Origin of the sequence: Eubacterium ramulus (assembly GCF_003122485.1) — a bacterium.
GTDB lineage: Bacteria > Bacillota > Clostridia > Lachnospirales > Lachnospiraceae > Eubacterium_I > Eubacterium_I ramulus_A.
Genome location: NZ_JRFU01000061.1, coordinates 61,722 through 82,028, shown reverse-complemented (window position 1 = coordinate 82,028; position 20,307 = coordinate 61,722). Strand labels below are relative to the sequence as shown.

General features: G+C 37.8%; 34 protein-coding genes and 1 tRNA gene. All 35 read left to right on the top strand.

Translation table 11 applies throughout. From position 1 onward, the window contains the following. The first annotated feature begins 15 nt into the window (after window positions 1–15). The 35 genes from LG34_RS06020 (at window position 16) to LG34_RS05840 (ending at window position 20,177) form a co-directional block, all read left to right on the top strand. Window positions 16–2,991 carry a hypothetical protein gene (locus LG34_RS06020; protein ID WP_347486676.1) on the top strand — a complete coding sequence of 992 codons (2,976 nt, stop codon included), beginning with the start codon at window positions 16–18 and terminating at the stop codon, window positions 2,989–2,991. A 211-nt stretch (window positions 2,992–3,202) separates the two neighbouring features. Then, entirely contained in the window at window positions 3,203–3,436 is a 234-nt protein-coding gene (locus LG34_RS06015) for a hypothetical protein (RefSeq protein ID WP_109215280.1), read from the top strand. Window positions 3,437–3,522: 86 nt separating this feature from the next. Beyond that, window positions 3,523–4,008, top strand: coding sequence for a hypothetical protein (locus tag LG34_RS06010; RefSeq protein ID WP_109215279.1), 486 nt, complete (start codon window positions 3,523–3,525; stop codon window positions 4,006–4,008). Between the two features lie 70 nt (window positions 4,009–4,078). After that, window positions 4,079–4,264 carry a hypothetical protein gene (locus LG34_RS06005; protein WP_109215278.1) on the top strand — a complete coding sequence of 62 codons (186 nt, stop codon included), beginning with the start codon at window positions 4,079–4,081 and terminating at the stop codon, window positions 4,262–4,264. Further along, on the top strand, window positions 4,257–4,703 hold the full coding sequence (locus LG34_RS06000; protein ID WP_109215277.1) for a DUF7659 family protein: 447 nt from the start codon (window positions 4,257–4,259) through the stop codon (window positions 4,701–4,703). The genes LG34_RS06005 and LG34_RS06000 overlap by 8 nt, the downstream gene beginning before the upstream one ends. Beyond that, window positions 4,703–5,008, top strand: coding sequence for a hypothetical protein (locus LG34_RS05995; RefSeq protein WP_109215276.1), 306 nt, complete (start codon window positions 4,703–4,705; stop codon window positions 5,006–5,008). Before LG34_RS06000 ends, LG34_RS05995 begins: the two co-directional genes overlap by 1 nt. Before the next feature lies 1 nt (window position 5,009). Further along, the gene (locus LG34_RS05990; protein WP_109215275.1) at window positions 5,010–5,615 is read left to right on the top strand and encodes a hypothetical protein; all 606 of its coding nucleotides are present in this window, start codon (window positions 5,010–5,012) and stop codon (window positions 5,613–5,615) included. A 5-nt stretch (window positions 5,616–5,620) separates the two neighbouring features. Beyond that, a complete protein-coding gene (locus LG34_RS05985; protein WP_109215274.1) occupies window positions 5,621–6,874 on the top strand; it encodes a DEAD/DEAH box helicase family protein in 1,254 nt (417 codons plus the stop codon). After that, window positions 6,861–7,160: a DNA ligase LigA-related protein gene (locus LG34_RS05980; protein ID WP_109215273.1), complete on the top strand. Its 300-nt coding sequence runs from the start codon at window positions 6,861–6,863 to the stop codon at window positions 7,158–7,160. Before LG34_RS05985 ends, LG34_RS05980 begins: the two co-directional genes overlap by 14 nt. Further along, window positions 7,153–7,842 carry a hypothetical protein gene (locus tag LG34_RS05975; RefSeq protein WP_109215272.1) on the top strand — a complete coding sequence of 230 codons (690 nt, stop codon included), beginning with the start codon at window positions 7,153–7,155 and terminating at the stop codon, window positions 7,840–7,842. The genes LG34_RS05980 and LG34_RS05975 overlap by 8 nt, the downstream gene beginning before the upstream one ends. Window positions 7,843–7,874: 32 nt before the next feature. Beyond that, window positions 7,875–8,129 (top strand): hypothetical protein, encoded by a 255-nt coding sequence (locus LG34_RS05970; RefSeq protein ID WP_109215271.1) that lies wholly within the window; start codon window positions 7,875–7,877, stop codon window positions 8,127–8,129. A gap of 194 nt (window positions 8,130–8,323) precedes the next feature. Beyond that, window positions 8,324–8,659: a hypothetical protein gene (locus LG34_RS05965; protein ID WP_109215270.1), complete on the top strand. Its 336-nt coding sequence runs from the start codon at window positions 8,324–8,326 to the stop codon at window positions 8,657–8,659. A 25-nt stretch (window positions 8,660–8,684) separates the two neighbouring features. Further along, window positions 8,685–8,846 carry a hypothetical protein gene (locus tag LG34_RS16655; RefSeq protein ID WP_181369298.1) on the top strand — a complete coding sequence of 54 codons (162 nt, stop codon included), beginning with the start codon at window positions 8,685–8,687 and terminating at the stop codon, window positions 8,844–8,846. A gap of 95 nt (window positions 8,847–8,941) precedes the next feature. After that, window positions 8,942–9,127 (top strand): hypothetical protein, encoded by a 186-nt coding sequence (locus LG34_RS05960; protein WP_109215269.1) that lies wholly within the window; start codon window positions 8,942–8,944, stop codon window positions 9,125–9,127. Between the two features lie 315 nt (window positions 9,128–9,442). Further along, entirely contained in the window at window positions 9,443–9,703 is a 261-nt protein-coding gene (locus LG34_RS05950; protein WP_109215267.1) for a hypothetical protein, read from the top strand. Beyond that, complete coding sequence (locus LG34_RS05945; protein WP_109215266.1) at window positions 9,690–9,989, top strand: hypothetical protein; 300 nt, start codon at window positions 9,690–9,692, stop codon at window positions 9,987–9,989. Before LG34_RS05950 ends, LG34_RS05945 begins: the two co-directional genes overlap by 14 nt. A gap of 147 nt (window positions 9,990–10,136) precedes the next feature. Beyond that, window positions 10,137–10,391 carry a hypothetical protein gene (locus LG34_RS05940; protein ID WP_146190194.1) on the top strand — a complete coding sequence of 85 codons (255 nt, stop codon included), beginning with the start codon at window positions 10,137–10,139 and terminating at the stop codon, window positions 10,389–10,391. A gap of 77 nt (window positions 10,392–10,468) precedes the next feature. Continuing rightward, entirely contained in the window at window positions 10,469–10,801 is a 333-nt protein-coding gene (locus LG34_RS05935) for a hypothetical protein (RefSeq protein WP_109215264.1), read from the top strand. Between the two features lies 1 nt (window position 10,802). Then, window positions 10,803–11,003 carry a hypothetical protein gene (locus LG34_RS05930; protein WP_109215263.1) on the top strand — a complete coding sequence of 67 codons (201 nt, stop codon included), beginning with the start codon at window positions 10,803–10,805 and terminating at the stop codon, window positions 11,001–11,003. Between the two features lie 11 nt (window positions 11,004–11,014). Beyond that, window positions 11,015–11,350: a hypothetical protein gene (locus LG34_RS05925; RefSeq protein ID WP_109215262.1), complete on the top strand. Its 336-nt coding sequence runs from the start codon at window positions 11,015–11,017 to the stop codon at window positions 11,348–11,350. Next, complete coding sequence (locus LG34_RS05920) at window positions 11,347–11,982, top strand: DUF5052 family protein (RefSeq protein WP_109215261.1); 636 nt, start codon at window positions 11,347–11,349, stop codon at window positions 11,980–11,982. Before LG34_RS05925 ends, LG34_RS05920 begins: the two co-directional genes overlap by 4 nt. A 10-nt stretch (window positions 11,983–11,992) precedes the next feature. After that, window positions 11,993–12,214 carry a hypothetical protein gene (locus LG34_RS05915; RefSeq protein WP_109215260.1) on the top strand — a complete coding sequence of 74 codons (222 nt, stop codon included), beginning with the start codon at window positions 11,993–11,995 and terminating at the stop codon, window positions 12,212–12,214. A 153-nt stretch (window positions 12,215–12,367) separates the two neighbouring features. After that, the gene (locus tag LG34_RS05910) at window positions 12,368–12,574 is read left to right on the top strand and encodes a hypothetical protein (protein WP_109215259.1); all 207 of its coding nucleotides are present in this window, start codon (window positions 12,368–12,370) and stop codon (window positions 12,572–12,574) included. A gap of 1 nt (window position 12,575) precedes the next feature. Then, the gene (locus LG34_RS05905) at window positions 12,576–13,031 is read left to right on the top strand and encodes a hypothetical protein (protein WP_109215258.1); all 456 of its coding nucleotides are present in this window, start codon (window positions 12,576–12,578) and stop codon (window positions 13,029–13,031) included. A 3-nt stretch (window positions 13,032–13,034) separates the two neighbouring features. Further along, the gene (locus tag LG34_RS05900) at window positions 13,035–13,289 is read left to right on the top strand and encodes a hypothetical protein (RefSeq protein WP_109215257.1); all 255 of its coding nucleotides are present in this window, start codon (window positions 13,035–13,037) and stop codon (window positions 13,287–13,289) included. Window positions 13,290–13,664: 375 nt separating this feature from the next. Next, window positions 13,665–13,853 (top strand): hypothetical protein, encoded by a 189-nt coding sequence (locus LG34_RS05890; protein ID WP_109215255.1) that lies wholly within the window; start codon window positions 13,665–13,667, stop codon window positions 13,851–13,853. 127 nt (window positions 13,854–13,980) lie between these two features. Further along, window positions 13,981–14,298 (top strand): hypothetical protein, encoded by a 318-nt coding sequence (locus LG34_RS05885; RefSeq protein WP_242979816.1) that lies wholly within the window; start codon window positions 13,981–13,983, stop codon window positions 14,296–14,298. A 676-nt stretch (window positions 14,299–14,974) separates the two neighbouring features. Then, the gene (locus tag LG34_RS05870) at window positions 14,975–15,169 is read left to right on the top strand and encodes a hypothetical protein (protein ID WP_109215252.1); all 195 of its coding nucleotides are present in this window, start codon (window positions 14,975–14,977) and stop codon (window positions 15,167–15,169) included. A 208-nt stretch (window positions 15,170–15,377) separates the two neighbouring features. Further along, window positions 15,378–15,623: a helix-turn-helix domain-containing protein gene (locus LG34_RS05865; RefSeq protein ID WP_109215251.1), complete on the top strand. Its 246-nt coding sequence runs from the start codon at window positions 15,378–15,380 to the stop codon at window positions 15,621–15,623. A 9-nt stretch (window positions 15,624–15,632) separates the two neighbouring features. Further along, window positions 15,633–15,884 carry a hypothetical protein gene (locus LG34_RS05860; RefSeq protein ID WP_146190193.1) on the top strand — a complete coding sequence of 84 codons (252 nt, stop codon included), beginning with the start codon at window positions 15,633–15,635 and terminating at the stop codon, window positions 15,882–15,884. 159 nt (window positions 15,885–16,043) lie between these two features. After that, window positions 16,044–16,133, top strand: a tRNA-OTHER gene (locus LG34_RS16645). Between the two features lie 25 nt (window positions 16,134–16,158). Continuing rightward, a complete protein-coding gene (locus LG34_RS05855; protein ID WP_109215249.1) occupies window positions 16,159–16,449 on the top strand; it encodes a hypothetical protein in 291 nt (96 codons plus the stop codon). Then, window positions 16,421–16,981 (top strand): DUF2800 domain-containing protein, encoded by a 561-nt coding sequence (locus LG34_RS05850; protein ID WP_109215248.1) that lies wholly within the window; start codon window positions 16,421–16,423, stop codon window positions 16,979–16,981. Before LG34_RS05855 ends, LG34_RS05850 begins: the two co-directional genes overlap by 29 nt. A 3-nt stretch (window positions 16,982–16,984) precedes the next feature. Then, a complete protein-coding gene (locus tag LG34_RS05845; protein ID WP_242979815.1) occupies window positions 16,985–19,894 on the top strand; it encodes a helix-turn-helix domain-containing protein in 2,910 nt (969 codons plus the stop codon). 4 nt (window positions 19,895–19,898) lie between these two features. Continuing rightward, the gene (locus LG34_RS05840) at window positions 19,899–20,177 is read left to right on the top strand and encodes a hypothetical protein (RefSeq protein WP_109215247.1); all 279 of its coding nucleotides are present in this window, start codon (window positions 19,899–19,901) and stop codon (window positions 20,175–20,177) included. Window positions 20,178–20,307 lie beyond the last annotated feature (130 nt).

Here is a 20,307-nt window from a genome sequence, read left to right as displayed (position 1 = left end):
AAAGTACCGTTTCCGTTGTCGCAGAGGAACTTCAAAGAGGAATTAAAGAATTATTTCTGGGATTTTGACAGCACTTTTGATACTGACGGTGACGGGGATGGTAAAACATTTGGATATTTTAAAGGCTTTAAAACAGAGATATTCAGCAGCCACACAAAGAAGAAAAAAGAGGAGGATAAGAAAGATGAATCAGAGCCAAAATCCACCATATATTTTCGGAGTGGACTTAAATCGCAGTTCGATGAGCATGGAAGAATATATCCAGCGCAGTATGCCGGAACCATGGGAACCCCACAAAAACCATGGAGCGAAGTCCGTACAACACTCGAATCTATTGATACATCGAGACTTCATTATGTCAAGGTTCCTGCGAATCACATAGTAATCGATTTTGATATTAAAGGTGAAGATGGACAGAAATCATTTGAGAAGAATTTGGAGGAAGCTTCCAAATGGCCAGCTACATATGCGGAATTAAGCAAGAGTGGTGCTGGAATCCATCTTCATTATATTTATACAGGTGATCCAGAACGGCTAAGCCGAGTATTTGCGCCAGATATTGAGATTAAGGTCTTCACTGGAAACAGTTCTCTTAGACGAAAACTCACAAAGTGCAATGATCTCCCAATAGCGACAATCAGTTCTGGATTGCCTATTAAGGAGGAAAAAGTGCTAAGAACAGACGTTATACCAACCGAAAAAGGGTTGAGAACCACTATAGAAAAGTGTTTGCGGAAAGAGATTCATCCCGGCACAAAACCAAACATGGATTTTATCAAGAAAGTTCTGGACGACGCATATGAGAGCGGTATTTCCTATGATGTGTCTGACATGAGCAATGAAATTGTAGGTTTTGCCATGCATAGCACCAATCATGCTCAATATTGTCTTGGACTTGCCAGCAATCTGCATTACAAGTCGGAGAATGCCAGCGAAAGTGTAGATGAGGGCGATAAAAAAATTGTATTCTTTGATGTTGAGGTATTTCCGAACTTATTTCTTGTAAACTGGAAGTTTCAAGGCAAAGAAAATCCAGTAATAAGAATGATAAATCCATCGCCAGAAGACATTGAAGGTCTTATTCAGCATAGATTAATTGGGTTTAATAACCGCAAATACGATAATCATATGCTTTATGCGAGATTGATGGGCTATGATAACATGCAGCTGTATAAATTATCCCAGAAGATTATTATGCAGCATGAAGGATTTTTTAGAGAGGCGTATAATCTTTCGTATACTGATATTTATGATTTTGCATCGGCTGGGAATAAGATGTCTTTAAAGAAGTGGGAAATCAAACTTGGCATTCATCATTTAGAACTTGGGCTACCGTGGGATCAACCTGTGCCGGAAGAAAAATGGAAGACTGTTGCCGAATATTGTGACAATGATGTCATTTCTACCGAAGCTGTATTTGATGCGCTTCAAAGCGATTTCACAGCTAGAGAGATTCTGGCAGACTTAGCCGGTATGACATTGAACGATACCACAAATACTCTGACTACCAGAATTATATTTGGCAACAATAAAAATCCTCAGGGAGAATTTCATTACCGAGATTTATCCAAGCCGGTTATGGAATTGGATCCTGAAACAATTGATTTTCTTAAAGAATCTTGTCCAGAAATGATGGCTCAGCGGCATGGCGAAGCTCAGAGTTTACTCCCATATTTTCCAGGATACAAGTTTGACCAATTTGCAAAAGGCAAAGCGAAGTCTATATATCGTGGAGAAGAAGTAGGTGAAGGCGGATTTGCTGAGGGATTACCAGGCATGTATGGTAATGTCGCTTTGCTGGATATTGCTTCAATGCATCCATCAACAACTATTGCTGAGTGTCTGTTCGGCGTTCGTTATACAAGAGCGTATCGTGATATTGTATGGGGACGTGTATCTATTAAGCATAAGGCATGGGATGAGGTTAACAACATGCTGGACGGTAAACTTACCAAACATATTCAGAGAGTAATTGATGGGGAGATGACAGCTAAGGAATTAGCAAATGCATTGAAGACAGCTATTAATTCTGTATATGGTCTTACTTCTGCTGGCTTTGATAATGCATTCCGCGACAAACGTAACATTGATAATATTGTTGCAAAACGTGGCGCATTATTCATGCTCGATCTTCGTTATGAGGTTCGTAAACGTGGATTTACTGTCGCTCATATTAAGACGGATTCCATCAAGATTCCAGATGCAACACCTGAGATCATTCAGTTTGTTATGGACTTCGGTAAGAAATATGGTTATACATTTGAGCATGAGGCGACCTATGACAGAATGTGCCTGGTGAATGATGCAGTTTATATTGCCAAATACAAGGATCCAGAAGAATGTAAAGCTTTGTATGGTTATATTCCTGGTGATAACGCTGATCATGGTGGAGAATGGACTGCAACTGGTAAACAATTTGCAGTACCATATATTTTCAAAAAATGCTTTAGCCATGAACCAGTAGAATTTGAAGATTTGTGCGAAACATTCTCAACGACCAAGGGCGATTTATATTTGGATATGAATGAAGATTTACCGGATGTATCGGCCGAAGAAAAAAGATTGTCAAAGCTTGAGGAGATGTATAGGAAGGGTAAGATTGCTGATACGGACTTCGAGCGTGAGACATCAGAACTTCGACCAGAGATCGATAAAGGTCACTCATTGATATTTGTCGGACGGGTCGGTCAGTTCACACCAATCAAGTCTGGGCGTAAAGGCGGTGTTCTTTATCGTGTGAACGAGGGTAAGCGATATGCTGCTCCAGGATCGACTGGATATCGTTGGTTAGAATCGGAGCAGGTAAGAGATATGCATTTGGAAGATAATGTGGATTATCGGTTCTATGATAAATTGCTGAATGATGCTGTAGACACTATCTCTAAATACGGAGATTATGAATGGTTTGTGTCGGATGATCCATATATTCCAGACCCATCATTTATGAGAGTACCAGAACCGGAAGTAGAAGAGCTCCCATGGGCTCTGTGAATAACTGCATATTAATAGGAAGGAAGTGATTAATTTGACTCGTAAAATTTGGAAAGTTATGTGCATGTCTGCGGTATTGTATATTACTACAAAAATTTGTGATTCGGCTATGATTTGTACTGGCATGAAATATGGCGTAATCACAAAGAAAGAGAAAGACGCGTAGAAAACAACTCCTTTAATGACTAAGAATAAAAGGAGGATTTATATTATGTTAACTTATTTGAAGATTGGGATTATGACAGACCTTATTTGTATGGTTATGTTTTTAGGACTCATATTGTGGCTAAGAGTCAAAAATGGAAAAGAAAACACAAAAGAATTTCTTGATTTTTTTGACGTTAAAATAGTTGCATTGGATTCCCTATTGACCGTATTTATATGGCCGGTTCAGATTCCAGCTAAATTATGGATTGGATATAGTATATTCAAATTGAAACATTAGTTAAATATTAGAGTCTTGGCTTAACGGCTGAGGCTCTTTTATTTTTATAAAAAATTTATCCAAGAAAAGAAAGGAAACTAAGAATTATGGAAATTGGATTTGCAAGAGCTGGAAAATTATTACAGATTGATGACGCACGGATTATTTTTAAGAATTTTTCTGGAGAGGAATCAAAGTTCAACAGAGCAGGAGATCGTAACTTCGCAGTACACATTGATGATACGGAGTTAGCCGATCAATTAATTGCAGACGGTTGGAATGTTACCGTGAAACCTCCGAAAGAAGAAGGTGATGATCCGTACATGTATATTAAGGTTAAGATCAAATTCAACGATCGTGGTCCGAAAGTATTTTTAAAATCTGGAAAGCATGTACGCAGACTATCTGAGCAGAATGTAGGACTTTTGGACAGCATTGATATTTTAAGAGTCGATTTAGACCTCAGAGCATATGACTGGGAAGTAAATGGTAAAACCGGAAGAACCGCATATCTGGATTCTATCAATGTAGAACAAAATCTTAATCGGTTCGAAGAATATTACGAAAATGAATTCGAGGAGTGCGAGGATTAACTTAAATATTAGAGTCTTGGCTTAACCGCTGAGGCTCTTTTATTTTTACAAATCGAAAGGAGAGGATACCATGACAGATATTATAGAACAAATTATTTATGATATCAAACTTGAAATTGGTATATCCGGATTGGAGTCGTATGTTTGCAAAGATGGTACGGAAATCAAAACAGACGTTGGGGCTGTGTATGATTGGTTTTCAGAATATAAAGAGGTACTTAGAAGAAGATGGAAGGAGGAAAATCAGAATGGATAAACTGCAGGAATATCTGGAAATGAGAGAACGACATCAGAGAGACGTGAATAATTTTCCAATCGCGTTTGCTTTTAATGAAAAACAGTTAAATGAAGCACTTGAAAAGCTTTCTGTCAAATCTATCGATGAATGTTGTACCGTTCATAATTGCGGGGATATTATCCGTAAAAGAGATTTTAAAGCATATAAAGATATGGCAATCAATCACGCAAAAGAACTTAATGAAGCCATGAAAGATCCAGAATTTGCCAAATCAGCCTTCCGTTACGAAATGGATAACCATGAATATGCCATTAACTGGGATGGAGATTCTGATGTATTGAATTGTTTTGGATGGACTCCCGAAAGCTTTACAAAGGTTGGTATTTCAATTCAGAACGCATATTTGTTTGCACGTAATGAGCATATTGAACATTTCCGAAATCTGGGGGTGATTTGATGGTTTTGAAACTTACTAGAGATGAATGTTACACGGACCTAAATCATTTTTACGCAAATGTGGCTTCAAGAATGGGTTTTAGAAATATTGATGGGCTACGATTTGATTGTCGGGATATTTTGGTGACGACATTTGTTAAAAATGTGATTAGCGAATATTATTTCACCGAGCTGGGAGCTACGCTAAAAGATATGGCATTTATCTGGGCGTGTTTTGGACCAAAAACTGATATTACACCATACGACATTGATGAGTTATATCGAGTAGATGTAGGAAGAAAATTTATTATTCAGGAGGAATATTAAAATGGATTATACAAAATTTTTAAGAGAGTTTGGTATCAGGACGAGAGAGCAATTTGGAATCAAGAAAGTTATATTAAATGATCCGGCCACCATTATTTTATGGGATGATGGAACAAAAACAGTTGTAAAGACTCAAAACGGAGAGAAATACGATCCAGAAAAGGGAATGGCTTTGGCAATTTCAAAGAAATGTTTTGGTAACACTGGGAGATATTATAATATTTTCAAAAAATGGGTGCCTTATGATGCTGCGAAAGCAGAAGAAGAAGAAGATGAAACCATTGATATATATGGAGATGGGAGACTCTTGGCGGTAATAACACCTATCAAAAATCCTGGGCCGGTGAAAGATTATTTTGACATGGGTAACGGATGGGTCGGAAAACTGAGTAATGGAAAATACGGAAGAGTTTCTGTGTCATTTGAAGATGATAATGATACGAAATATCAAGATGAAGCTTTTCTGACCATTCGTGCTGGAGATAGAAATGAACTGAATGAGGCATTCAACTCATATGCGAAATGTCACGGCTTACAATACCGACGTATCGTTGTTACTGATATTACCGTTTTAAGAACTAGTGATACGATTTACGATGTGGAGTAAAGTGAATGCCTAAGAAAACTAATACATTTCTACGAGACTATCAAGAGGATGCAGTTAAAAAAATGCACAACGGCTGCATTCTCAATGGTGGTGTCGGATCGGGTAAAAGTAGAACTGGATTATATTATTACTTCAAAGAACAAGGCGGAAGCTATGATGGCAAAAAGTATGTCCGGATGAAAAATCCTAAAGATCTGTATATTATCACAACCGCAATGAAACGTGATTCACTTGAATGGGAGGTGGAACTGGCAAATTACTGCATATCTACCAATCCGAAAGCTACATTATATAAGAAGCTTCAGGTTACTATTGATAGTTGGAATAATATAAAAAAATATGCAGATATTAAGGACGCTTTCTTTATATTTGATGAAGATAAGGTGACTGGCACTGGTGTGTGGGTTAAAACATTTCTAAAGATCGTAAAGCATAACGATTGGATTATTCTATCCGCAACTGCCGGAGACACTTGGAGCGATTATATTCCAGTTTTTCTTGCAAATGGTTTTTATAAAAACAGAACTGAATTCGGTAGAGAGCATATCATATATTCCAGATTTACCAAATGGCCTCAGATTGATAGATACATCAACACTGAGCGATTAGTACGATTGAGAAACCGTGTACTTGTAGACATGGATTTCAAGCGTGCAACTGTTCGACACGATGAGGATATTTTTGTTGGTTACGACATTCGTAAGTATAAAGAAGCTATAAAGCTCAGATGGGATCCATTTAAAAACGAACCAATCGAACAAGCAGCCGGTCTTTGCTATGTTCTTAGAAGAATAGTAAGCGAGGATGATTCACGCATTGTTGCTCTTATGGAAATCTTAGAGAGAACTCCTAAAGCTATTATATTTTACAATTTCGATTATGAGCGTGAAATGTTGCTGCATTTATTCTGTGATGATGAATATATAGGATACGAAATAGCCGAGTGGTCTGGACATGCGCATCAACCAATACCGAAGGCAGAAAGATGGATATATTTGGTTCAATACACCGCCGGTTGCGAAGGCTGGAATTGTATAGAGACGGATACAATTATATTTTACTCTCAGAATTACAGCTACAAAGTAATGGAACAGGCTGCAGGTAGAATAGATCGAATGAACACTAAATTCATTGATTTATATTATTACCATTTGAAATCGAGAAGCAGTATTGATAACGCTATATCTAGGGCTATCAGTAGAAAAAAGAAATTTAATGAAGGAAAATTTGTAGGTGATAAATTCAATGACGGTAGCTGAAAAAATTAAGCAGCGTAGATTGCAGATGATCGTTCATTCGACCATCTATTATATTTATAACGACAATATTGTATCGGATATTCAGTGGAGTAAATGGGCGAAAGAACTTGAAACTCTTCAGAATCGATATCCGGAAATTTCCAGCGGGGTGGAATATGCAGAATATTTCAAAGATTGGGACGGATCTACAGGTTTTAATTTGCCAATAGACGATGAATGGGCTTTGAGAAAAGCAGAGCAATTGATGAAGTGGCGAGAGAGGAGTACAAGTAAGAGAAATGATTAAATTAGAAAATGTAGTTCTGGCGAGTTCAGAGCAGATGGCGTTTGTTATCGAAGGGATGCGAAATCCTATGAATAGCTGGAATAAGAGTGATAGCGGATATGGATGCGAAGATAAATTATGTTGGAAAGCATGTAAATTTAGTCCGGAATGGTGCGGCAATGGTCAAAAGTACGTTTTAGGTGAAAGTGACCACTCTCTCATGCAGCGTTTGTCAGATGCAGGTACAGAACATCGGAAATATATGCGAATGATGCCGGTATATGCGAGAATTACTGCACCTCTATATTGGTGGAAAGAATTTGATACATATAAGGTCGGTACTGTTGCGAACTCTTGCAGTACAATGCATAAGATTGCTGAGAAAGAGTTTACGTTGGAGGATTTTTCGACTGAACATCTGTCAAAAGTATCTCTTGAATATTTGAAGTCGTCGATTAATCATTTAAATTTTATCCGTGAAATCTACAGCATCGATAAAACTAATAAAGGAGCATGGTGGCAGATGATTCAGCTTCTTCCGAGCAGCTATAACCAGACTCGTAATGTCATGATGAATTATGAGGTGCTGGCGAATATTCATAAGTCTCGTAAGAATCACAAGCTAGATGAGTGGCGAGAGTTCTGTAAGTGGATTGAGACGCTTCCGTATAGCGAATTAATCACTGGAGATGTCACGAATTAAACACTCTCTATAATGAAAGGAGTGTGAATAGCATGACACAATATGGTTATGATTTTTCTATGGCTTTGTATGCAAAATTAAAAGAGAGGATATACGGACACATCTATGTGAAAGTAACTGATGATGACGAACTTTATATCCAAATCACAAGAAGAGATGGTTTGGATTTTGAGGTTTATATCAACAGATTTAGCGAAAAGATGTTGAACGGATATACGACAGATTATGCGACATACGAAGTTATAGAAAAACTTAAGAAATATGTGATGAATTCATATTTCAAGTGATTAAAAAGACTCAGTGTATATTACATTGGGTCTTTTGTTTTTAGGAGGTGATACCATTGAACGATGGATTCGTTGCGTTTTTAATTTTGGCGGCCATCATAATGCTGGTTGTATGTTGGAAAGGAGAGTGATATTTTGGAATAGAATTATGAAACAAGATTTTTATTCAGGAACAGAAAGAAGGAATAAACATTATGTATACACGATTAAATAATACCATAACAAATACTATTAAGAATGTAATGAATAATTCAGTTTGCGATTTTGATAACTGGTGGAAAGATGATTTTGAGACAGAAGTCTACTTTGAAACAATAGAAGATTTTAAAAATTTATGCGATACGGATTTAGAAATCGCAAAATATGATTGGATTTCATGTTATTTAGATGGTTTTGTTTCAGAAGTATGTAATCTTCTTGGAATTGAAATGTATAACACGCATTCACAATATAACGAGATTATGTTAGAAGAAATCCATGATATTGTAAAAGAGGTACTATTTAATAGAATTAGTACAATAAAACGATGATTTCAGGAATGGAGGAAATTATTATTTGGAATACGAATACAAAGAGGCAGATTTTTTCAAATACTGTAATTTATGTAAATACAAGGATAAAAAAGATGTTGAGGATCCATGCAATGATTGTCTTGCTGAGCCTTGTAATTTACATTCGCGGAAACCAGTAAATTTTGAGGAGAAAAAGGAGAGATGACATGTGCAAAGCAAAACAATTAAGCGCGGTTTCTTGTGAGGATAATCAATTGACTGTGGATAATCGGAGGATGCAGAAAGTGAGGGAATAAATATATGAAATATAGACTCGGATGTTATGAAACAAATGGGGATATGAAGTGTCTACGTACTATTGTCGGGGATGCCGAAGAGGCAAAAGAGAAAGCAAGACGTGCGTACAATCTCCTGAAGGAAGTATTTAAGTGTACAATCTGGGTTCAGAAATGTGAATATGTCTATCCAGAAGAAGAGTTTAAATAAAAGAAAGTGAGGTAAAATCTAATGATACTACTAAAGATAGCGCTGATAATGCTGTCGATTGATATCGTAAATGTGGTGATAGCGAAAGCATATGGACGAAGTATGAACTTGGCAAATAAATGGCGATTCATGGCTAAAAACTACACCACATTTGAGAAATGGTACCTCGGAATATCTGGAGGGTTCCGGTTGGCTACATTCATAATGTGCGGGGTAGCAATCGTGCGATTAATATTTATATTTTTATAAGAATATTTGGCTCGGCTTAATCGTCGGGCCTTTATTTTATAACAAATCGAAAGGAGAGAATATCTTATGGCTGGATATGAAATTCTGATAATTGCTTTATTGGCCATGGCTATTGCTGAATTTATTGTGTTCGGATTTATCGTTAGCGTGATGCGAAAGGCTTATAGCGAGCTTGAGGATAGATATCATAGCATAATGATCGGCAATAGACGTTTGTGGGATACACTTTGCGACGATGCTGATGTAATAGTAGCTAAAGAAAACATAATTAATGAGCTACTCAATAAATTGACAAAACAGGAGGATGAAGAAAATGGCAACTCATGATAGATACGAGCAAGATATTTTAAACGCTCTAAGAGGAATTGATCGAAGCTTAAAGAAAATTGCCGATACTTTGGTTCCTGGGAATGAGAAGAGACCGGGTAGTAAACCAAATATTTACTACAGAACACGTTGCCCGTCCTGCGAGAAGGGGTTTGTGTTTGACTGTTTTTATCCAATCAAAGACTCAAAAACACATAGAATGAATGTGTCATGCCCGTACTGCAATCATTTATTCACTTTGCCAATTGGTTGGGAGGAATATAAAGCAAATGAACAAGACAACTAAGATCAACATTCTGGCTTATGCTTCAGAGCCAGATAAGAATACTAAATACGAGGGAGACTATATCAATTATCAAGGCAAAAGATATTTTGTGTCTCTTGCAGAGGAGCGTGTTGAATTCGTAGGGTTGGTAAGGGGGGGATGAATAGGATGGCGCATTTATTAATAATTAAAGCGGCAAATGAATGCACTTCATCTTCCAAAGATGGTGAAATATTAATCCATCCATGGGATATTGAAAACTTATCACAAAAGTTGCCAGTGGTCACTAACGAAGATTATAAACACGCTTTGGACGTTATTATAAAATACTATTGCGATCGAAAAATATCTAGCGTGTTAATAGATATTGAAAAATACGATAAAGCAATCAAGGAGGATACTCAGAAAGACATCGAAGCGTAGGGAAACAAAAATGTCTGAAAGGACTTGTGGTTGAAAAATCGCAGGCCCTTTCTTTTTTTATTGGAAAGGAGAACAAAATGAATGATGTGAATAATATTACATGTGAGATAGCACATAAGGTTCAAGAAACAGAAGAAGAATTTATATTCTCAACTTTATGTAACCACATACAAGAAAAATATGAGATCATCGTTGAAAAGAAAGAATTATATGCGGCAATCGAATTGATTCGCAAATTGCGTGAAAACGGTATTGATATTTATCAGCTTCAGAGCAAGGCGAATTCGGACACAAAATCTTACGCTAAAGGTTACACTAATGGATATAGCAGCGGGTATGCCAGCGCTATGAATGACGTAACTCGATTCGCTGAGCAGAGGAAAAGAATAGAAGAAGAGGAGGAAGAATAGGATGAGTGAATTAGTAGTGGGCGTCATCTTTTTGGTGGCGCTATTTTTTATTGGGTTGATCGGCATGATATTTTGCGATCATGAATTCTGGCATGGTGTATTTGTATTATTGTTCATAATTGGATTTTCGGGGTTATTTATCATGGCAGTTAAATACAGCATCGTGAAAGAGATTAAAATTTGGAGATTTTTGGACAGGTAGGAGGAAACGATATGGTTATGACAGCTAAAGAAATGTATCGTAAAACAATGATTTCCAGCAAAGCTAAGGAACTTATGGATGATGTGATGAAAAAAATTATGAAACAGAGTTCTAATGGTCATTTTGCATTACGTATGGCAGTTGACGACAGGGACAAAAACGACCACGAAATCATACAGGCAGTACAGAATGAATTAATCGCTAATGGTTATAAGGTTAAATTTGACCCGGTGCAGCCATTACCAAGCGGTTGTCCGTCAGACCAATGGGATTTTTATGCATATTTGAACGTTGGTTGGGGAAAAGACGTTGTCGAGGAGAAAATAAAAGGAGAAAATAAAAGATGAAAAAGAAAATTAAAGTGTTAGTGTGTATGGCGTTATGTGTTTGTATATTCAGTGGGTTTATAGGTTGCGCCGCTCTGGATGATGCCATGAATGAATTCAAAGGCAATTTGGTAGGTAACGGGTATACAATCCGGACTTACGATAATTATGGTAACAGAGTGATGACCACGACAGGCGATAAGATTAATATTACAGGAAACAAAGTTAAAGAGACTTCTTATGATAGCGATGGTTCGATTGTTACCGGATATTCTTTATCGTCCGTTATCACGATTAACGTTGACGGCGACCAGATTCAGAGTTGTGGCGACACCTGTATATTCGAACAGGATGGACTACAGCCGGAAGCCGAATTCACACAAGATGATATTTACAGTCATTCGTCTGGTGGTATTACAGATTATACATATGTTTCCGGTATCATTAATGAGTATAAGAATTATTTTGGTAAAAGCCGGGTAGTAGTGGTTAAGTCTCAGCTCGGACAACCTATTGCTGCATATTCCGGAGATGAGGTTTACTGGAAGATTCCGAAAGATTTACCTAAGATGACTAAATTAATGATTGATGGTAAGGCTCTTTATATTCATAGAGCTAACTTCCAGATTATCGATAAAGATTTGTTAGGGTAGGAGGAAGATTATGAGTAATGATAAAACCATCGGCGAAATATTTGATACTTTAACTGGCATGCAAAAGGAGGAAATATATATGATCATTGGTAATTTGCTTGGTGGCCATATATCTTTGAATAATGCCATTCGATCTTTTGAGTTAAGGGACGATTTAAACGATGATCAAAAGAAAGTCATCACTATTATATTTAAAACGGCAATGAATGATTATAAATGGAGGGATGTTTAATGAGTAATGATATTTCAACAATGTTCACTAAAGAGCAGAATCGGATAAGTGGGCGTAAGGGCTGGGTAAAATGGAAAGCTAAGATAGAAAAGAATATAACACCTGATCGGTATGGCGGGTACATTCTAAATCATCGGAGAGGAAGGAATAAAAATGGAAGATAATAAAGTTTATTTTGTAGCGGAATTAATCGATGGAACTATTATGGGTTTCGATTGCAAGTGTGATTACATTGAAAACACAAATCCTAATATGTGTTTGTTTTTGCACAAAAAGGAAGAATGTGACGACAATTACGCCTTGATGGCAGCTATTCCATACAATCAAATTCGTTATATAAAAAGATGTGGAGGAGAATGAGATGCTTGTAGAATTAGGAAAACTCGCCAAGGAATACAATGTCGAGGTTAATTTCTGGTATGATTATGCCAATAAAAGATTTGTGCTAATTGTATATGATCGTGGAACTAAATTTCATTCTCGTCATTACATACCAGAAAATGATCTTTGTTGCCACGGATACGCAGAAGATTTCATTATGGCATTCATTAGACAGCGGATCGAGGAGAATCGAAATTTCTGTACGTCATGGTCACAAAAAGATATTTTTGAGGCTGCAAAAGTGGCTGGCTGTGATATTGATGGTGATTATGTGTATGTGAATGGTTATAAATTTTATGTAAACGCGATGGAGAATATTGTAATCGGACCAATAGGAGATGTGATAAAAGAAGAAGCATTTAATTGGGATGGCAATTCATTAAATGCTAGAAAACATATGGTAAAAATGGCAGATGAAAAGAAAGTGGAAGGATAAAGGATGATTTTATATTTAGTTCATGGGAACACTTATTTTAACAGTTACGGATACGAGGAGCATCTTTTTGGTATTTATACAACCAAAGATGCTGCAGAAAATGCTAGAAATTTGTTCATTAACGAGTTTTATATACAAGAAATGGCTAATGATTACACAACAGTAGATAGGATTTCTCAGGTTATGAATGCAATCCAAATTTTAGAACTTGAAGCAGATAAAATTAAAGACATTTACTTAGGAGGCTATATAGAATGACATTTGTACAAATTTTAATATTGATATTTGTGATTTTTCTTTGCGTGTATGAGATTACTAATCGTGTTTGTGAATGCAAGGAAGAAAAATATAAAAGAGCTGGCATTAGTAATATGTTTAATTCAGCATGGGAGGCATATTTAGATGAGCAGAGCAGAAATGCGGAGACAGAAACGGGAAACCGAGAAGAGTAAGACTGCCACGTATAATCTCACACAGGCTCAGCTTGATGCGATGATCGATGCTGCTTAGTGATCTTGCAGAGAGATTCATTGATGTTGACAAGGAATTCAACGGAGAATCATGGAACATCCTTCAGATTCTTTCCAACATTGATATAATTATTCCTGTGGAAGATAGAAAGTAGGTGTAGATATGGCAGAAAGCACTAGATTGTGTCCGGTGTGTCACGAAATTATGCAACCGGTTGTATACAGAACAGGAGACAACTATGCTGAATTTGAGCGTAAAATTTATAAGAAAACAGGAAATGGATTTGTAGCAGTCTCTGGCAAGTTATGTATGTGTGATAAATGTGGATGTTTGGCGGTGACGAAATGGTAGTAGCATTAACAGGACATGGACGAGCTGAAGCGTGATCTGTGGGAGTACGGTGGAGTTAAATTGGAAGCAGAGGACTCAGCGTGACATTCGTTGGGTCTTTTATTTTTGACAGAAGGGAATTAAGAAAATGAAATTATTTAAAAGTGTAGATGAGAAACTTGCTGAGATTGGATTTTGTAAAAATGTAGAGAATGAGCATATCGTTTATTATGAGCGATATGACGCCAAGTATAAATACGTTCATTCGGTTGATATTCTGCATAAGCGTTCTGGCGAAAACATTATTCAGTCATATGATTCTACATGCGGAGTTAATGCAGCAGTAGGCCTTACGGGTTATGAAATGAAGTTATTTGTGAAGAAAATGAAGCAAATGGGCTGGTATTCAGGAAAGGATGTGACAATGCGTGACACTGAAAGAGGCGATGAAACGAAACCCGTATGATCCAAAGAAAGGCAGCATTGGGGCGTACTTGCGATATTTAAGATACAACGTAGATGGTTGGTATCATATTAAGTCTGAGGACTTGAGAGAATTTATGAAAGGTAAGATTAAAGGAATTGAACGATAACGAAATACGAAGAAATGGGTCTGGATATTACGACCCGACAGCATATGAAGCCATTAAACGCACAGAGAATAAAGAACGGAGCTTTGATAAATCGGATGAGAAATTCTATAAGCTGCTGAATTCTATCTTCGATATTTGTGAACTTGCAGGCTTTCATGTGGAGAACAGAATAGTATTGAAGGAGAAGGAAACCGGGAAGATTTGGAGGTGATGACTATGCGGAGCATATTTGGTGTTATTTTGGAGGCTGTGATCGGTTTTGGATTGATTATCATAGGGTGCGTTACTTCAAATTTTGCATGTTATGTAGCTGCGACACTTTTTGGGCTTATGAATATTTTTATTGATTTGTGGAGGAGCAGAAAATGATATTTCTTGTTAGACCTAATTGCACGTTATTGTATGAAGACCTTGTGAATCTTCATGACAGACTTGAAACTGAGCTGAATTCTAATGTAGGCAATAGAGTTGTGGTTATTCCGGATTATTGTGAATATAGCATCGTTGCTGATGTTGGCGAACATCCGATAAACGTTAGAGAGGTGTTGGATGAATAATATTGAAAATAGAGGCGGAAGACCGAAAAAAGAAGATATAATGGGAACACGATTCGAAATGAGGCTATCCAAAGTCGACAAAATGTTGCTCGATATTTTGTCCGAAAAGACTGGAAAATCTAAATCAGAGATATTTAGAAGCGGATTACAAGCGTTGTATCGCGAAGAGATGGATTTTGAACGATAGTTTCTGTACGTACAATAACTATCCTTAAATAGGTTTCTGTACGTACAATAACTAGTTTTTGTACGGAAAAAACCCCTATTTTTGTTATTTAATTGTTAACCCCTTAATTATTACGTGAAAAATAAAATAGGAAATATAGAAAAAATAGTCGGTGTTCACAATTAAATAATTGTATTACAAAAACGTTTTTAGGACGGAGGTGGTCAAATTGAGTGAACACGAGTTCATGGATATTTTTGGCGATAATCTTAGAGACTCAATGATTATTTTTGGAATCGGACAAAACGAACTTGCAAGACGAACTGGCATAACAAAAGCATGCATAAGTCAATACGTGAATAAAAAGAGATTTCCAACTTTAAAGAATCTAATCAACATAGCGGTTGCCCTTCATTGCAATCTTGATGATCTGGTTCCAACGTACGACCATATTTATGGAGCAAGTAGAAGGTAGGTGATATTTTTGAAATGTAAATACAACAAACACATTTTATGCGATCGTGTGAAACTCGTTTGTAATGGTTGCACAATTGAACAAGCTATTATGGATGAGCGGAAACGTGTCAAAGATATTTTGGATAAAGCTGAAGCTGAGATGTTTCATACTGAACGTCATGACGCAGTCGCTGATAATATTGTTGTAACAAATCTCAAAGCTGATACTTTAGTAGCAACTGAGGAAGTTGCTAAAAAATTAAAAACTATTAATAAATAAAAATTCACAAAAGGGCTCTAGTTAATCTAGGGCTCTTATTTTTGCTCTAATACCATATTTTCAAGCATTTTAAAATTCGCGTGAAAAACAACGCCTTTTATAGAGGAGAGGTGTGAGAAGTTCGCATTTTAGACGACATCAACACTTTCTCTTTAGTTTTGGACTGTAGCTCAGTTTGGGAGAGCAACCTGGTTTAACTTTTTTTGGTATCCAGCTAGTCAGTCACAGGTTCGAATCCTGTCAGTCCAATCTGTCATCGAAAGGAGAAACCAAAATGTTGGAAAGTCAATTTCAATCAAAGCTTATTAAAAAGCTGAAAAAAATATTTCCCGGCTGTTTGGTTATGAAGACAGACCCAACTTATATTCAAGGCCTTCCTGATCTGCTCATTTTATTTAATGACAGATGGGCGGTTTTGGAATGCAAGAAAAGTGGTACTGCGAGCCACAGACCAAACCAGGATTATTACGTTGACCGAATGAATGAAATGTCATTTGCGAGATTCATATATCCTGAGAACGAGGAGGAAATACTACATGATCTTCAACAGGCATTCAAAACTTGAAGGATCACACGCCCCATTCAGTGCTAGTCAGCCAGCATGGTTGAGATACAGCGTTGAGAAAGCAATTGATATTTTACAGGCTAAGAGAGCTGCAGTGATTGGTACTAAACTGCACGCATGGGCGAAAGACACAATTGATCTTGGCATCAGACAGCCACGATCAAAGAAAACATTATCCGCATATGTAAATGATGCAATCGGATTCAAGATGCAAACGGAAGTAGTTCTGTATTATTCTGAGAGATTTTATGGAACTGCAGACGCAATATCTTTCAGAGATAATTTCTTACGAATCCATGATTTGAAAACTGGGAAAGGTCCCGTACACAAGGAGCAGCTGTTGATATATGTTGCTCTTTTTTGTTTGGAGTATCGCTTCCGTCCTGACCAGTTAGCAGGCATCGAATGTAGAATCTATCAGAATGACGATGTTGATATTTTCAACCCAACCGCGGAAGATATCGTTCCAATCATGGATAAGATCAAGCAGTTGGATAAAGTGTTACAGGAATATGATGATCGAGAGGATTAGAACATGTCAGTATTAGCAGACGAAATATTATCGTATTTGGGTTCGGCTGAAATGGATGATGAAGAGTTCCTTGAGCATTACGGAACGCCAAGACATTCTGGCCGATATCCTTGGGGATCCGGAGAAGATCCCTATCAGCATACTAACGATTTCTTAGGCAGAGTTGAAGAGCTTAAGAAGAGTGGTTGGACCGAGACGCCAGAGAATATTAAGAATACTTTTGGATTGACCACAACTCAGTACCGAACAGAAAAAGCGTTAGCTACAGCTGAGCGTAGAGCGCTAGTTGTTGATCGTGCAAAATCTTTACGCGAGGACGGACTGGGCTACACCGAGATCGGACGACAGATGGGCGTTCGTGAGTCTACAGTTCGCTCCTGGCTTAATTCAGAATCCGAGAATAACATGCGTAAGGCTCAGGAAACAGCTGACTTCTTGAAGAAGCAGGTCGACAAGTATGGAATGGTGGATATCGGTAACGGTGTTCCGCAAGAGCTCAATATTTCAAAAGAGAAACTTGCTCAGGCTGTTTATATTCTTCAGAGAGACGGATATGTTCAGTATGGTGGACGTGTACCACAGGTCACAAATCCCGGTCAACAGACAACTCTGAAAGTATTATGCAAGCCTGGAACTGAACATAAAGAGATTTATGATTATAACAAGATTCATTCCATCAACGAGTATATTTCAAGGGATGGAGGCGACACATACGAAAAAAAATTTACATATCCGGAGAGTCTGGATTCGAAGCGTCTTAAAGTTCGGTATGCTGAAGACGGAGGCGTTCAGAAAGATGGAGTTATTGAGCTTCGGAGAAATGTGAGTGACTTATCCCTCGGCGAGTCAAGATATTCACAGGTTCGTATCATGGTTGATGGCACTCATTATCTTAAAGGTATGGCCGTTTATGGCGACGATAAAGACTTTCCACCTGGAGTTGATGTTATATTTAACACCAATAAGCATAAAGGAACGCCTGCTTGCGGACCAGATGGAAATACAGTTCTTAAAAAAATCAAGAATGATCCAGACAATCCATTTGGATCGGCAATTAAAGATGTCAATCTAGGCGGTCAATATTGGTACGATTCAAAAACTGGAGAACGTATTTCTGGTTCATCTGACAATCCCAATAAAAAGCTTGGTCTTATTAATAAGCGAGCTGACGAAGGTGATTGGTCAGAATGGAAAGATGCATTACCGTCACAGTTTTTATCCAAGCAGAGCAAAGCTATGGCTGAGAAACAGCTTGGCATCGCCAAAGCCAATAAGATGGAAGAGTATGCTGAGATTTGTGCGCTTCAGAATCCTACAGTTAAAAAATATTATTTAGCAAAGTTTGCACAAAGTTGTGACTCCGCGGCCGTTCATCTTCAGGCGGCTGCATTACCTGGACAGAAGTATCATGTTATTTTACCAATGACATCCATGAGCGACACTGAAGTATATGCGCCGAATTATGCAGACGGCACGAAGCTTGCATTAGTTCGTTACCCTCATGCTGGTAGTTTTGAGATTCCAATCCTTACTGTAAATAACAGAAACCGTGAAGGAATTAGAGTTATTGGTAAAGATGCTGGCGATGCTATCGGTATCAATAGTAAAGTGGCCGAACGATTGTCTGGCGCCGACTTTGATGGCGACACTGTTATGTGTATCCCTACTCATGACAAAGCCGGTAAAGTAAAGATAACTTCCACACCGCCACTTCAAGGGCTAGTTGGTTTCGATAATAAAGCTGTCTATGGAGCCACCGAGACATCTGTGGACGCAAACGGTAAGAAACATTACTATCGCAACGGTAATGAGTATCGTGTAATGTCTGAACATACCAAGCAGCTTGAGATGGGTAAGATTTCAAATCTCATCAGCGATATGAATTTGTATGGCGCTAAACCAGAGGACATGGAGAAAGCGGTACGTCACAGTATGGTTATCATTGATGCAGAAAAGCATAAGTTAGACTACAAAGCCAGCGAACGGGATAACGATATTGCGTATCTTAAAAAGAAGTATCGTGGTGATAACGGTGGCGGTGCGTCGACTATCGTATCCAGAGCAAAGGGCGAGTACGATGTACCTAAACGACAGGGCTCTCCCCGGTACAACATTAAGGGTAAGGATTGGTATGACCCATCACGCCCAGAGGGTGCCCTCATATGGAAGACCGCAGATGATGTCAACTACACCGTAAAGAAGATTAATAAGCGTACCGGTGAAGTCACTGAAGTTACTAAACAGCATATGCAAAAGAGTACCAACATGGCAGAGACCGATGATGCCTACACTCTGGTATCTAAGAGACGCCATCCTATGGAGCTCGTATATGCGGACTACGCTAATAGCATGAAGTCCCTGGCTAATGAGGCTCGTAAACTGGAGATGTCTACCGGTAAGATCGAGTATAACAAGGACGCCAAGGCTAAGTACCGAGCCGAGTATGACTCCCTTATGGATAAGCTCAATACAGCGGAGAAGAACGCTATACGGGAGCGGTCTGCTAACCTTAAAGCAGCGGCCACTGTTAAAGAGAAACAAGCAGTAGCCAAAGCGGCAGGTTCAGAACTTAGTAAGAAAGACGTTAAAAAGGCTGGACAACAGGCTCTTACTAAATATAGACAGGAAGTTGGTTCTGTATCCAGACGAGATCGAAACATCCAGATCACTGACAAAGAATGGGAAGCTATTCAAGCTGGCGCTGTATCCGAAACAATACTTAAAAGAATACTTAATAATTGTGATGCTGATTCATTAAGAGAAAGAGCAATGCCGAAAACATCAAAAGAGATCAATCAAGCAAAGCAGGCACAGATTAAAGCATTGTCTTCTTCTTATACAATTGCTCAAATTGCAGACAAACTTGGAATTTCAACATCAACAGTTTCTAAATACTTGAAAGGAGCAGCGTAAAGTAATGTTAAATGAATGTGCTTTAACAACAATTGACAATCCTTACAATCCTTTCACTCAGTTTGATGATTGGTTCATGTTTGACATTGAACATAATTACGATTGTTGCGGCAAATTAGATAGATTTGCTAATGTTTCTGATGAAATGTCTTCAGAAGAAAAGAAAATTGCTATTGAAAACGCAATTGATGAAATAATTAAGTATGATTTCTTGAACATTTATCAAAAAGTTGTACGAAAACCATCTGATTCAGATGAAAATGAGACCACTGATGCGGCTTAATCATAAAGCATAGTGGGGGGGCTAAAAAATTGCACCCCCTCCCTGCATCGGCGCGGTCTTTATTTTTTCTCCGGAGGGAAATTTCTGGAGAACAATTTATATTTTTAGATGGTGTTTACGAGAGCTATAC

Excerpts from the sequence above, each read along its gene's own strand:
- LG34_RS06015 (WP_109215280.1), top strand. The coding sequence starts at position 3,203 with ATGTTAACTTATTTGAAGATTGGGATTATGACAGACCTTATTTGTATG.
- LG34_RS06010 (WP_109215279.1), top strand. The coding sequence starts at position 3,523 with ATGGAAATTGGATTTGCAAGAGCTGGAAAATTATTACAGATTGATGAC.
- LG34_RS06005 (WP_109215278.1), top strand. The coding sequence starts at position 4,079 with ATGACAGATATTATAGAACAAATTATTTATGATATCAAACTTGAAATT.
- LG34_RS06000 (WP_109215277.1), top strand. The coding sequence starts at position 4,257 with ATGGATAAACTGCAGGAATATCTGGAAATGAGAGAACGACATCAGAGA.
- LG34_RS05995 (WP_109215276.1), top strand. The coding sequence starts at position 4,703 with ATGGTTTTGAAACTTACTAGAGATGAATGTTACACGGACCTAAATCAT.
- LG34_RS05990 (WP_109215275.1), top strand. The coding sequence starts at position 5,010 with ATGGATTATACAAAATTTTTAAGAGAGTTTGGTATCAGGACGAGAGAG.
- LG34_RS05985 (WP_109215274.1), top strand. The coding sequence starts at position 5,621 with ATGCCTAAGAAAACTAATACATTTCTACGAGACTATCAAGAGGATGCA.
- LG34_RS05980 (WP_109215273.1), top strand. The coding sequence starts at position 6,861 with ATGACGGTAGCTGAAAAAATTAAGCAGCGTAGATTGCAGATGATCGTT.
- LG34_RS05975 (WP_109215272.1), top strand. The coding sequence starts at position 7,153 with ATGATTAAATTAGAAAATGTAGTTCTGGCGAGTTCAGAGCAGATGGCG.
- LG34_RS05970 (WP_109215271.1), top strand. The coding sequence starts at position 7,875 with ATGACACAATATGGTTATGATTTTTCTATGGCTTTGTATGCAAAATTA.
- LG34_RS05965 (WP_109215270.1), top strand. The coding sequence starts at position 8,324 with ATGTATACACGATTAAATAATACCATAACAAATACTATTAAGAATGTA.
- LG34_RS05960 (WP_109215269.1), top strand. The coding sequence starts at position 8,942 with ATGAAATATAGACTCGGATGTTATGAAACAAATGGGGATATGAAGTGT.
- LG34_RS05950 (WP_109215267.1), top strand. The coding sequence starts at position 9,443 with ATGGCTGGATATGAAATTCTGATAATTGCTTTATTGGCCATGGCTATT.
- LG34_RS05945 (WP_109215266.1), top strand. The coding sequence starts at position 9,690 with ATGGCAACTCATGATAGATACGAGCAAGATATTTTAAACGCTCTAAGA.
- LG34_RS05940 (WP_146190194.1), top strand. The coding sequence starts at position 10,137 with ATGGCGCATTTATTAATAATTAAAGCGGCAAATGAATGCACTTCATCT.
- LG34_RS05935 (WP_109215264.1), top strand. The coding sequence starts at position 10,469 with ATGAATGATGTGAATAATATTACATGTGAGATAGCACATAAGGTTCAA.
- LG34_RS05930 (WP_109215263.1), top strand. The coding sequence starts at position 10,803 with ATGAGTGAATTAGTAGTGGGCGTCATCTTTTTGGTGGCGCTATTTTTT.
- LG34_RS05925 (WP_109215262.1), top strand. The coding sequence starts at position 11,015 with ATGGTTATGACAGCTAAAGAAATGTATCGTAAAACAATGATTTCCAGC.
- LG34_RS05920 (WP_109215261.1), top strand. The coding sequence starts at position 11,347 with ATGAAAAAGAAAATTAAAGTGTTAGTGTGTATGGCGTTATGTGTTTGT.
- LG34_RS05915 (WP_109215260.1), top strand. The coding sequence starts at position 11,993 with ATGAGTAATGATAAAACCATCGGCGAAATATTTGATACTTTAACTGGC.
- LG34_RS05910 (WP_109215259.1), top strand. The coding sequence starts at position 12,368 with ATGGAAGATAATAAAGTTTATTTTGTAGCGGAATTAATCGATGGAACT.
- LG34_RS05905 (WP_109215258.1), top strand. The coding sequence starts at position 12,576 with ATGCTTGTAGAATTAGGAAAACTCGCCAAGGAATACAATGTCGAGGTT.
- LG34_RS05900 (WP_109215257.1), top strand. The coding sequence starts at position 13,035 with ATGATTTTATATTTAGTTCATGGGAACACTTATTTTAACAGTTACGGA.
- LG34_RS05890 (WP_109215255.1), top strand. The coding sequence starts at position 13,665 with ATGGCAGAAAGCACTAGATTGTGTCCGGTGTGTCACGAAATTATGCAA.
- LG34_RS05885 (WP_242979816.1), top strand. The coding sequence starts at position 13,981 with ATGAAATTATTTAAAAGTGTAGATGAGAAACTTGCTGAGATTGGATTT.
- LG34_RS05870 (WP_109215252.1), top strand. The coding sequence starts at position 14,975 with ATGAATAATATTGAAAATAGAGGCGGAAGACCGAAAAAAGAAGATATA.
- LG34_RS05855 (WP_109215249.1), top strand. The coding sequence starts at position 16,159 with ATGTTGGAAAGTCAATTTCAATCAAAGCTTATTAAAAAGCTGAAAAAA.
- LG34_RS05850 (WP_109215248.1), top strand. The coding sequence starts at position 16,421 with ATGATCTTCAACAGGCATTCAAAACTTGAAGGATCACACGCCCCATTC.
- LG34_RS05845 (WP_242979815.1), top strand. The coding sequence starts at position 16,985 with ATGTCAGTATTAGCAGACGAAATATTATCGTATTTGGGTTCGGCTGAA.
- LG34_RS05840 (WP_109215247.1), top strand. The coding sequence starts at position 19,899 with ATGTTAAATGAATGTGCTTTAACAACAATTGACAATCCTTACAATCCT.